General features: G+C 68.5%; 10 protein-coding genes. 4 read left to right on the plus strand and 6 right to left on the minus strand.

The annotated features are described in order from the left end of the window. Positions 1-22: 22 nt before the first annotated feature. The 3 genes from JWR33_RS06810 to JWR33_RS06820 form a co-directional block, all read right to left on the minus strand. Positions 23-1,207 carry a substrate-binding domain-containing protein gene (locus JWR33_RS06810; protein WP_297410476.1) on the minus strand — a complete coding sequence of 395 codons (1,185 nt, stop codon included), beginning with the start codon at positions 1,205-1,207 and terminating at the stop codon, positions 23-25. A gap of 70 nt (positions 1,208-1,277) precedes the next feature. Then, positions 1,278-2,237 (minus strand): ABC transporter permease, encoded by a 960-nt coding sequence (locus tag JWR33_RS06815; RefSeq protein WP_297410477.1) that lies wholly within the window; start codon positions 2,235-2,237, stop codon positions 1,278-1,280. Next, positions 2,234-3,184, minus strand: coding sequence for an isoaspartyl peptidase/L-asparaginase (locus JWR33_RS06820; RefSeq protein ID WP_297410479.1), 951 nt, complete (start codon positions 3,182-3,184; stop codon positions 2,234-2,236). The genes JWR33_RS06815 and JWR33_RS06820 overlap by 4 nt, the downstream gene beginning before the upstream one ends. A gap of 167 nt (positions 3,185-3,351) precedes the next feature. Here JWR33_RS06820 and JWR33_RS06825 point away from each other — a divergent pair, with 167 nt between their 5' ends. Then, positions 3,352-4,113, plus strand: coding sequence for a FadR/GntR family transcriptional regulator (locus tag JWR33_RS06825; RefSeq protein WP_297410481.1), 762 nt, complete (start codon positions 3,352-3,354; stop codon positions 4,111-4,113). Between the two features lie 117 nt (positions 4,114-4,230). Here the strand turns inward: JWR33_RS06825 and JWR33_RS06830 are convergent, their stop codons facing one another. Together JWR33_RS06830 and JWR33_RS06835 are read right to left on the minus strand one after the other, a co-directional pair. Continuing rightward, entirely contained in the window at positions 4,231-5,076 is an 846-nt protein-coding gene (locus JWR33_RS06830; protein ID WP_297410483.1) for a G5 domain-containing protein, read from the minus strand. Positions 5,077-5,267: 191 nt separating this feature from the next. Continuing rightward, on the minus strand, positions 5,268-5,555 hold the full coding sequence (locus JWR33_RS06835; protein ID WP_297410484.1) for a GlsB/YeaQ/YmgE family stress response membrane protein: 288 nt from the start codon (positions 5,553-5,555) through the stop codon (positions 5,268-5,270). A gap of 129 nt (positions 5,556-5,684) precedes the next feature. On the opposite strand from JWR33_RS06835, the gene JWR33_RS06840 reads away from it, so the two are divergent. Next, the gene (locus tag JWR33_RS06840) at positions 5,685-6,350 is read left to right on the plus strand and encodes a response regulator transcription factor (RefSeq protein WP_297410486.1); all 666 of its coding nucleotides are present in this window, start codon (positions 5,685-5,687) and stop codon (positions 6,348-6,350) included. A 42-nt stretch (positions 6,351-6,392) separates the two neighbouring features. On the opposite strand, the gene JWR33_RS06845 is transcribed toward JWR33_RS06840, so the two are convergent. Further along, positions 6,393-7,112, minus strand: a complete 720-nt coding sequence (locus JWR33_RS06845; RefSeq protein ID WP_297410487.1) for a neutral zinc metallopeptidase — start codon at positions 7,110-7,112, stop codon at positions 6,393-6,395. Between the two features lie 229 nt (positions 7,113-7,341). On the opposite strand from JWR33_RS06845, the gene JWR33_RS06850 reads away from it, so the two are divergent. Then, positions 7,342-8,712 (plus strand): APC family permease, encoded by a 1,371-nt coding sequence (locus JWR33_RS06850; RefSeq protein ID WP_297410488.1) that lies wholly within the window; start codon positions 7,342-7,344, stop codon positions 8,710-8,712. A gap of 69 nt (positions 8,713-8,781) precedes the next feature. Continuing rightward, a partial coding sequence (locus tag JWR33_RS06855; protein ID WP_297410489.1) for an SNF2-related protein occupies positions 8,782-11,155 on the plus strand: 2,374 nt, incomplete at its 3' end.

Consider the following 11,155-nt stretch of genomic DNA (forward strand, 5'->3'; position numbering starts at 1 on the left):
GGATCCCACCGGCGCTCGTCTGCTACTTGCCGAAGCCTGCGTCCAGGTAGACCTGGTCGTCGGCCACCTTCGGTCCGATGAAGTCATCGTTGAAGGCGGGCTCATACCACTTGTCGGCGTCGGCCTGGTTGTACGGCGCTGTGCCGTCCATCAGATCGATGACGTCGGTGTACTTGGGGACCGACTTGCCGTCGAGGACATCCAGCACGGTGTTGACGCACTCCTGTGCGGCAGCCGGCGGGAACGGCGCCACCTCGAAGTCGAGCTTGTTCTCGATGGCGAGGCGCAGGAACCCGTTGGTCGGGTTGGTGCCGCCCATCAGCGGAACGTCCAGGCCGGCCTCCTGGTAGGCCTGGATGACCGACGGGCCCATCTCGAGGCCACCGACCCAGACCGCGTCCACCTCGGGCTGCTGAGCGATGACGGTGCGCATGACGTCGATCGCGTCGGCCGCCGACCAGTTCGCGTACTGCTCGCTCACGATCTGGATGTCCGGGTACTGGGAGAAGGCCGCCTGTGCGCCCGACTTCCAGAACTCGGCCGCGTCGGCACCGGCGATGCCGTGCAGCATGACGACCTTGCCCTTGCCGCCCAGCTTCTTCGCGATCGCATCGGCCGTGGAGAAGCCCATGAGCGGGATGTCCCGGCTGACCTCTGCGGTGTAGGCATCGGTCTGCACGCCGGCCATGCAGGTGACGACCGGGATGCCTGCCTCCTTGGCCCGCTCGACGGAGGAGACGAGGCCTGCTCGCGAGAGCGAGGTCAGCAGGATCGCGTCAACCCCCGCAGCGATGGCGTCCTCGACACCCTTCGTCTGATTCTCGGTGGCGAAGTCCCACGGCACGTAGAGCACGTCGCCGACCTTGCCGGACTTGTCGAAGGCGTCGTTCATGACTGCGTCGAAGGTGGTACCCCAGCCGTTGGTGGGTCCCTGGACGACTGCCGCGATGTTGTAGGGCGCGTCCTTCTTGAACGCGCTGGTGTCCACGGTCACGCCTTCCGCGTCCGCGACCTGCTTGGAGTAGTCGTCGGTGAGCGCAGGGTTGCCGTTGGCGTCCGTCTCGATCGGGGTCGCGGATGCGGCGGTCCCCGACGATGAGCCGGTGGAGCCCGGGGACGATGAGCAGGCGGCGAGGCTCACCGCCGTGGTGCTGAGTGCGATCAGGGCGGTTGCCCTCATCAGCCGGGAACGGGTGTGACGATTCACGATTCTCCTTGGATGGTGTGCGGGGTGCTGGTGCTGGTCGGGAAGCGGGGCGGGAGGCGGGGAGGGGACATCATCGGCGCCGCGCCGGCAGGTGCAGGGTGAGGGCGAGGATCAGCACGACACCCTTGAGGATGTTCTGCGTCTCGGGTCGGAGGCCGAGCACCACGACGAGGGTCGACAGGGCGCTGAGCACGAGCACGCCGCCGAGCGCGGCGACGAAAGAGCCCTCTCCTCCCTTGAAGCGCGCGCCTCCGAGCAGCGCCGCCGTGATGGAGTCGAGTTCGAGTCCGGAACCGATGGATCGGTCGACGTAGCCGGAGAAGCCGGTGAGCAGCGCGCCCCCGATCACCGCGAGAACCGCCGAGATCACGAAGGCCAGCCACTGCTTGCCGCCGACGGCGATGCCGGACAGCTGGGCCATTCGGGGATTGGCACCGGAGAGCACGAGGCGGCGCCCGGACGGCGTCCGTGACGTCCACCAGGTGGAGGCGGCCGTGGCGAGAAGCCAGAGCAGCACGGGGATGGCGATCGGTCCCAGCGACCCCCGGGCCAGCCCGATGAGGTCCGCCGGCGCCTGCGCGCTCACCCCTCCACGGGTCCACAGCAGCTGCGCCCCGGTGAGCACGAGGACCATGCCGAAGGTGGCGACGAAGGCGGGGACGCCGCGACGCACGACGAGCCAGGCATTCGCGCTGCCGACCAGAACGGCGATGCCGAGCGCGGCGAGGATGCCGACCGCACTGCTGTCCAGCGTGGTGACGGCGATCGCGGTGATCCCCGCCATCGCCGCGACCGACAGGTCCACGCCGCGCACCATGAGCACGAAGACCTGCCCGACCGTGATGATTCCGAGGATCGATGCACGGCGGAGGGTGTTGCCGACGTTGACCCCGGCATAGAAGTTGGGCGCGAGGATCGCGGCGGCGATGAGGATCACCGCCAGTGCGATGAAGATGCCCTTGCCGGAGAGGGCCGCGTTCGCGACGCCACGCACCCGGTCCCGGGTGCTCACCGTTGCTTCCGCGGTCATCGGGTGCCTGCCCGGGGGTCGCCGAGTCGGAAGACCTCGGTGGCGGTGCGCGCCACCACGGGGAAGCTGGAGCCGTTGTGCGCGGTGACGACCTCGTTCTGCTCGGCGTCCACCGCGACGATGGCGCAGACCGCATTCTCTGCGCCGGCCAGCTGAAGCAGGGTCTCCTCCATCGCCGGGGCGAGCCCGATGCGCGAGGCGAGGGCCGCGAGCGACGACGCCAGCTGCCGGTTCATCGTGGCCTCACCCGACCCGGAGCAGAGGACGCCGAAGCGGCGGTCCGTCCAGTAGCCGGCGCCGCGGATGCACGCGTCGCCGACACGCCCCGGCAGCTTGCCGACGAGGCCGCCCGTGCTGGAGGCCGCGCTGACGCGTCCCAGGCCGTTGATGGCCAGGCTCCCCACCGTCTCGCTGGGGACGGCGCGCCCGGTGAAGACGCTCCGAGTGGGGTCGGCCGTGATCGCGTCGAGGGCCGTCTTCTGCTCGTCGACGACGAGGTCTTCGATCGGGATGCCGCGGGATCGGGCGTAGTCGCTCGCCTGGGCGCCGACCAGGAGAACGACGTCCTCCTCCTGCAGCAGCCGATACGCCAGCGCCGCGGGCCGCCGAAGCCCGGGCGCAGCCCCGACGCCGACCGATCGGCCGAGCCAGCCGTCCGAGACGGCGCCGTCTGTTTCCACAGTGCCCGCGCGGGTGAGCACCGAGCCGAAGCCGGAGTTGAACGCCGGGTCGTCCTCCAGGACGCCGACTGCCGCGATTGCAGCTTCGATGCCCCGGTCGTCGCCGCTGAACATCTCGAAACCCGCGAGCGTTGCCGTCTCCAGGGAATCGAAGGTGTCCTGAGTCGGCTCCATGTCGACACCGCCGTGAACGAGGACCACCCGGCTGCCACCGGGCAGGGCACGGCGCTCGAGAACAATCTCGGACGTCGTGAAGCGCGCGTTCATGGCTGACCCTTTCCGTCGGCAGGAGCGACTCGGACCAACCCTAGGGAAGCTGTCAGACAGCCTGCTACCCCAGGCCCGTGCTTTTACGAGATCGAAACAATGCGGGACTCCGACGTTCATCCACAGGCCAGGACGAAGCCTCGACACCTCGCTGTTACGATGACGCCGTGATTCTCCCGGTGACGGGCCGAGACCGGCGAGCACTCCCGGACATCGTGGCCGAGCGGCTCCTCTCCGCCGTCAACGACGGGTCGCTCAAGCCGGGCGAGCAGTTGCCGACCGAGCTCGAACTCGCCGCCCAACTGGGCATCGGTCGCACGTCGCTGCGCGAGGCCATCCAACGCCTCCGCACCATCGGGGTGCTCGAGGTGCGCAATGGCCTCGGCACCTTCGTCGTCGATCGCACCCGGATGGAACCCGTGCACTCGTTCGTCCAGTGGTCGGTGGCGAACGAGTTCGAGGTCACCGAGGTCTTCGAGGCGCGCCTGTCGCTGGAGGTGTCCGCGGCCGGACTCGCGGGCGAGCGCGCCAGCGAGGAAGAGATTGCCGCGCTTCAGGCGGCGGCCCTACGGCACCGGAGCGCCAGGGGCATCGAAGAACTCATCGACACGGACGAGGAGTTCCACACCGCTCTCGTGCGCTGTGCCGGGAACGCCCTGGTGGCGCGGCTGTACGCGATGCTCGTGCCCGGGCTGCGCGACTTCCGACGGATGTCGCTGGCCATCCCGGCTTCGGCTGAGCGTTCCGCGCACACGCACGATGCCATCGTCGACGCGGTCGCCGCGCACGATCCGTTCCAGAGTCGCTCGGCGACTCTCGAGCACCTCTGGGACCTCTACTCGCTGGTCACCACGGCCGCCAATACCAACCCCACCGATGGAGCGCTCCGGAAGGAGATCGCGGACCGCCGCGCCTGGTTCGACGACTGAGAGGCTGCCTGGCCTCCTTCGGGCGCTTCATCCGGTCGAGTCGTGTTCGGGCGGCAGGTCGAAGAGCTGGGCAGCCATGGAACGCCTGCCGTCAGTCGCCGCAAGCCAGGCGGCGCATCAGGCGTCGCAGGCCACTCCGTCGCCATCTCGGTCGAGGTCATAGATGTCCGAGCCGTCGACGTAGACCGGGCCAGATACATAGGAGGGGCCGTTGCCGCTTCCGCCTGCGCAGTCCACATCGCTGTCGATCGGCACGCACGCCCCGGAGTAGTTCGGATCGCAGCCGTCATCCGATGGCTCGGGCTCCGGATCCGGCTCGGCCACCGGTTCGGGATCAGGCGCGGGCTCGGGCGCCGGCGCGACATAGGTGCCGACGGTCGTCACCTCGTCCACCGGCGCGGTCGTGACCTCGTCAGTGAGAAGAACCCGATCGACCTCCTTGCCGTCGCGCAGGGTGATGCGGAACGACTTGGTGCGAACCCCAGCCCGCCCCGTCTGCGTCACCTCTGACGTGCCCGAATCGCGATCGGCGTCCTTCACGGTCTTCTGCTTGAACGCCACCGGCTCGAGCTCCTCGGTGTTGGCGTACGTGATCACCGGTCCCCTCGGTGTGGACGTCGTGGTGGGGACCGGAGCGGCAAGGGGCACCGCCGTTGCCGTCGGTCGCACGGCCGCAACGCTCAGCGCGAGTTGCGTCGCGGCGTTCCCGGCCGCGACCGCTCCCGATACGAAGAGCAGAACTCCGGCTGCGGCCGCAAGGATGATGGTGCGCGTCTTGAACCGGCGGGGGCTCGCGACCGCTGTGCTCCCCGAAGTCGGCTCTGGTGAACTGGCAGAAGCGGCGGCCGCCGTGACGACGGGTGCCGGCCGAGTCTGCGTCCCCGTCGTCCACTGGGCCCCGTCCCACCAGCGGACGCTGTTGCTGTCGTAGGGGTCGTCGTACCAGCCTGCTGAGGGGTTCACGGATCTCCTCGTTGAAATCGAACTCTCACAGGATGCGGCCGGGTTCGCAGATTGCCTAGTCCGACACGAGGATTCGATATCCGGGACGGCTTACCGCGCGACGGAGAGAAGGTGCGCCGCCCCCGCACGCAGCCGCGCCCCGGCCGTCCTCCGTGAGAGGACGACCGGGGCGCGGTGAGATAAGCGCTCGCTCAGCGGCGGGCGGTGGTCCGACGGTTGGTGACGGCGATCCAGATCAGCAGCACGATGATCGCGCCGATGATGGAGCCGATGATGCCGGCGGGCTGCAGGAAGCCGTCGCCGGCGTCGGCGCCGAAGAGCACCTTGCCGAGGAAGCCTCCGACGAACGAGCCGATGATCCCGAGGAGGATCGTCATCCCGATGGAGAGGTTCTGTCGTCCCGGAACGATGAGCCGGGCGACTGCGCCGGCGATCAGCCCGATGACGATGATGGTGATGATGAGCCCGATGGTTCCCATTGTTCGCCTTCTGTTTGGCGCACGTCGTCGACATGCGATCTGCCCCGGCAGATGCCGGGCTGAGAGTTCTATCTGACCACCTGTAAGGGTGTGCCGCTACACCCTTTAGGGGGGTAGCTTTTTAGGACTATGATCCCGCCCGCCAAGCCGATCTGCGTAGCCCTTGTGGACGACTACGACGTGGTGCTCATCGGTCTCGCGCACATGTTCGACCGGTATCGCGACCGCATCGTGGTCGCGGAGATCGACGCCAACCAGGCCACCAACGACGCGGTCGACATCGTCCTCTACGACTCTTTCGCGCAGCCGGAGTCGGACCAGGAGGAGATCCGCGAGCTGGTGAAGAATCCGAACGCGAAGAAGGTGGTCGTCTACACCTGGAACTTCGCTCCGGAGCTGGTGGAGAACGCCCGCCAGCAAGGAGTGAGCGGCTACCTGTCGAAGACGCTGGCGGCGCGCGAGTTGGTGTCTGCCCTGGAGCGGATCCACGCCGGCGAGAAGATCTTTATGGAAGAACCGCGCCGGGCGAGCAGCGCGAACGGCCTCGACTGGCCGGGGCGCCGTGAGGGCCTGACCGACCGCGAGTCGGAGATCCTCGCCCTGATCACCCAGGGCAAGAGCAACGCGGAGGTGGCGAAGCTCACCTACCTGAGCCCCAACACGGTGAAGTCGTACATCCGCAACGTGTACCGGAAGATCGGCGCGGACAGCCGGACCCAGGCGCTGCTCTGGGGCGTGGAGCATGGGTTCACGCCCGATCATCACCGGATCGATCACTGGCGGGGCGGGCCGTAGAACCCCTTTCGGCTCGTCCAACGCGGCTCTTGCCCCGCGGCTCTATTCGACGGGCAGGCAGCCTTCGGTCCCGCCGACTCGTCCATCGTTGAATGCGTCGATCCTGTCCAGCGGGTCACCATGGCTGTCGATGTCGGTCCATGGGGTCTCGTCGGCGAGGAAGGTCAGCCCGTTGGTGATCTCTGCAGTGTCGCCCTCCTCCCATTGGAAGGTCCCGTCGGCGGCGGCGCCGTAGAGCGCCGCCCCGGCGAAGCAGTCCGCCTGCAGCTCCTCCGCGGTCCAGAGCGCGGCGTCGGGGAGCTGCGCCTGGATCTCGTGGCCCCACTCATGCGCGATGACGAGGTAGATCACCGCGTCGCCGCCGCTCGTGTACAGCTGATCCATCAGGTTCTGATCCCACAGGATCGTGTTGTCGGGGATGCAGTAGAACGCGTTGTCCGGCTCGACCGGCTCCCCGCCACAGCCGGGCAGATCGTCCGCTGTGTAGGGGATGAAATCGGCGGGCGAGTAGTAGGTGCCGCCGTAGTACTCGGCGAAGTGCGTGGCCCAGAACTGGCCGACGACCGAGACGGCGTCCGCGATCTCCTGGTCGATCACCTGGTGGTCGACGAGGGGTTCGCCGCTCGGCGGCTCGGCTCCCGGCGCGGCGCTCGGGGTCGCGGAAGGAGTGACCTCGATGGTCTGGGGGCTCTGCTCGACCACGGTGTTCGGCGATGGCTGCGCACCGAAGAGCGCAGCGCACCCGGTGAGGGCGAGGAGCACACCCGCAGCGGATGCGGCAGCGGTGAGGGTGGTTCGGCGGACGATCGGGATCTCCTGTCATGCGGAAGTGGACGACAGTCTGCTGTGTTTCCCGGGTCGCGTCACGGACACGGGCCGGAACCGGTGTGTCGGCCGGCCGACGAACGGTGGTTCCCCAGTGGCGCTCCCACCCTTCCGGGGTCACCGCAACCCCTTGCCGGCGCCTGCTGGTCCTCGCTGGGGTAATGGCATGAGCGGCGCGACGAGCAGATCCGATGCGGCAGGCGGGGCACCGGCCACGGCGGAGGGGGGCAAGCTCAAGAGAGCCATCACGGGACCCCTGCTGTACGGCTTCATCGTCGGCGACACCCTCGGCGCCGGCATCTACACCCTGGTGGGCACGATGGCAGCCGATGTGGGCGGGGTCATCTGGCTGCCGCTGGTGATCGCGCTCGTCGTCGCGCTGCTGACGGCGGGAACCTACGCGGAACTGATCACGAAGTATCCGCACGCCGGCGGAGCTGCCCGCTACGCGGACCGCGCCTTCGGGAAGCCGTACCTGTCGTTCCTGGTCGGGTTCCTGATGATGGCGTCCGGGATCACGACGGCGGCCGCGCTGGCGAACGCGTTCGCGGGCGACTACCTCAGCGTGCTCCTCCCCCTGCCCGCCGTCCCCACTGCTCTCGTATTCATCGCGATCCTGATGCTCATCAATCTCTGGGGGGTCCGCGAGTCGCTCTCCGCCAACCTGGTCGCGTCCTTCATCGAGGTGACCGGGCTGGTGATCGTGATCTTCTGCGCCGCGGTCCTGCTCGGCAGTGGCGGCGGCGACCCGGCCCGCGTGCTCGAGTTCGCGCCCGATGTGGCTCCGCTGCAGGGCGCGTTCGCGGCGTCCGTTGTCGCGTTCTTCTCCTTCCTCGGCTTCGAGGCCGCCGCGAACATGGCGGAGGAGGTGCGCAACCCCTCGAAGGTCTACCCGCGTGCACTGTTCGGCGCACTGTCCACCGCGGCCGTGGTGTACCTGCTCATCGCGCTCGGCGCCGTCACCGTGGTGCCGCCGGCCGACCTCGCCAAGTCGACCGGGCCTCTCCTCGACGTGGTCGCCGCCAGCGGCGTCGGAATCCCGCCGTGGATCTTCAGCCTCATCGCCCTCGTGGCGATCTCGAACGGGGCGCTGCTGTTCATGGTGATGGCGAGCCGGGTGGCGTTCGGCCTCGCCGACACCGGCTTGCTCCCGTCGCCGTTCGCGCGGGTGCTCCCGAAGCGGCGCACGCCGTGGGTGTCGATCCTCGTCATCGGTGGCGCCACCATGGTGCTCAGCATCTTCGGCGACGTCGGCACGCTGGCGGAGACGACGGTGCTGCTGCTGCTCCTCGTCTTCATCTCCGCCAACGTCAGCGTGCTCATGCTCAAGAAGGACAAGGTGGAGCACGCGCACTTCACGGTGCCGCGGGTGGTTCCGGTCCTCGCGATCCTCGCGAGCATCGTGCTGCTCACCCAGCAGAACGGGATCGTGTGGCTCGGTGCTGCCGGGTACGTGGTGGTGGGGACGATTCTGTTCTTCGCGGCGCGGGGGTCCAGGAAGAGGGCTGCGGAGCGGCGGGCGGAGAGCTCGGGCTAGACGGTCTGCGGCCATGACGTCTGGACCTTCAGTACGGTCTCAGTGCCGTAGCGCAGGTAGCCTGGAAGGATGCCTGCGCACGGTGACGGTCAACCGTTCCTCGACGTGCGCGACATCACCCGACACGTCGGCCTCGGCTCCTTCGCCCGGGGCCAGGAGTACGCGTCGAGCGGCGCAGTCCTGGACACGAGCTGGGATCCCGAGCACCAGGTGCTCAGCGGGCATGTGAGAGGGACCGCCCGGGAGCCGTACGAGAGCCGCATCCGCTTCCGACCTGAGCCGGGCGAGGTCAACAGCTCCTGCACCTGTCCCATCGGCGGACGCTGCAAGCACGTCGCGGCCACGCTCATCCGACGCAACTTCCTCACCGTTCAGGAGCGGATGACTCCGCCCGTCCCTGAGGAAGCGGCACCCAGTGCGGACCGCACCGAGCCGACGACGCCGAGCTGGAAGACCGCTGTCGCAGCCCTCACGACTCCTGGGATCAACGGCGACTCCGGGCGGCAGCCGAAGCTTGCTCCGCTGGGACTCCTCTTCGAGGTGCGGGAGATGGGCGCCCTCCGCGACCGCTGGCGCGGGGCATCCGCGAAGCCGGCGGACAACCGCACTCCAAGCAGTGCGGACCTGCGGCTTGCGGTCCGCCCCGTGATGCGCAGCGAGTCCGGAAACTGGGTCCGGGGGCAGGTCAACTGGAGCAACGTCGGCCACCACGCCGGGCGCCTGCGGCTCAACTCCGACCACCAGAGCTGGCTCGGTCAGATCGTCGCCCTCAACCGGTCCAGTCGCTCCACCTTCGGCTACACCGAAGCCGACTGGATCTACCTTGACGACCTCGCCAGCCCCCTCCTCTGGCCGTTGCTCGCCACCGCCGGCGAGGTCGGTGTCGAGCTGATCACCGGGAAGAAGGGGACGCCGGTCGGTCTCGCTCGCGAGGCCACCATCGGCATCGAGGTCGTCGCCAGCGCCGACGACGGCACACGCGGCGACCTGCGGGTGGCGCCGTCCGTCCGGATCGATGGCGACCCGCATGCCGTCGAGGCCACTCGGCTGATCGGCGACCACGGCCTGTACACCTTCGAACTCGACCCGCTCCCCCGGCTGACGCTCGCACCCGCCGCTGAGCCCTTCACGAGCGAGCAGCGGCAGCTCCTCGCCACCCGAACGCCGGTGATCGTGCCAGCCGAGGACGCTCCCGAGTTCCTCGCGGAGTACTACCCGAAGCTGCGTCGGACCGTTCCGGTGACGAGCCCCGACGCGTCGGTGGAGCTGCCCGAGCCGGTCACGCCCACCCTCGTGCTCACCGCCTCTTACTCCCCCAACCACCACCTCAAGCTCGAGTGGGGCTGGGCTTACGGGACGACCCGAGCGCCGCTCGTGCAGCCGGCGTTTCACGGTGAAACCTTCCGCGAGCTCGTCGCCGAGCGAGAGTTCCTTGAGCGGACCCGGGCCGCGCTGCCGGACGTGGCGATCGTCTCCTCGCAGAAGCTCTCCGGGATCGACGCCGCCGAGTTCACCGAGAAGGTGCTCCCCCGTATCCGCGAACAGGACGACGTTCGAGTCGACATCGTCGGCGACCAGCCCGACTACCGGGAGCTGACCGGCGCGCCCACACTCAGCGTTTCGACTGTGGAGACGGACAAGCGGGACTGGTTCGACCTCGGCGTCATGGTCACCGTGGACGGCAAGAAGGTGCCTTTCGGACCGATCTTCAAGGCGCTGGCCAAGGGCCACACCAAGCTGCTGCTCGTCGACGGCTCCTACCTCTCACTCAAGCAGCCGGTGTTCGACGAGCTCCGCGATCTGCTCACCGAGGCGTCCGTACTGGACGAGTGGGAGACCGGCGTCCGGATCAGCCGCTTCCAGGCGAGCCTCTGGGCCGACTTCGAGGACCTCGCGGAGGAGACCCAGCAGGCGGTCGCCTGGCGGGAGAGCGTCTCGGGGCTGCTCGACCTCGCCCAGTCGGGCAGCGTCGCCGCCACTCCCCTGCCGGCCGGCATCAACGCGACCCTTCGGCCCTACCAGCAGGAGGGGTTCAACTGGCTGGCCTTCCTCTGGGAGCACGATCTCGGAGGAGTCCTCGCCGACGACATGGGCCTCGGCAAGACCCTGCAGACGCTCGCCCTTGTCGCTCACGCCGTGTCGAAGACCCCCGAGGAGAAGCGGCGTCCGTTCCTCGTCGTCGCACCCACATCCGTGGTGTCCAACTGGATCTCCGAGACGAAGCGGTTCGCACCCGATCTCGTGGTGGCGGGCATCACCGAGACGGAGCGGAAGTCCGGGCAGTCCGTGCGGGATGCCGCGCACGGAGCGGACCTCGTCATCACCTCCTACGCACTGTTCCGGCTCGACTTCGAGGGCTACTCGTCGGTGCAGTGGGCCGGCATGGTGCTGGACGAGGCACAGTTCGTGAAGAACGCCGAGTCGAAGGCGCATGAGAGCGCGG

The organism is Naasia sp., from assembly GCF_025465545.1.
Lineage (GTDB): Bacteria > Actinomycetota > Actinomycetes > Actinomycetales > Microbacteriaceae > Naasia.

Bases quoted from the DNA above. Each gene is read 5' to 3' on its own strand.
- JWR33_RS06820 (WP_297410479.1), bottom strand. From the start codon at position 3,184: ATGAACGCGCGCTTCACGACGTCCGAGATTGTTCTCGAGCGCCGTGCC.
- JWR33_RS06815 (WP_297410477.1), bottom strand. From the start codon at position 2,237: ATGACCGCGGAAGCAACGGTGAGCACCCGGGACCGGGTGCGTGGCGTC.
- JWR33_RS06850 (WP_297410488.1), top strand. From the start codon at position 7,342: ATGAGCGGCGCGACGAGCAGATCCGATGCGGCAGGCGGGGCACCGGCC.
- JWR33_RS06840 (WP_297410486.1), top strand. From the start codon at position 5,685: ATGATCCCGCCCGCCAAGCCGATCTGCGTAGCCCTTGTGGACGACTAC.
- JWR33_RS06835 (WP_297410484.1), bottom strand. From the start codon at position 5,555: ATGGGAACCATCGGGCTCATCATCACCATCATCGTCATCGGGCTGATC.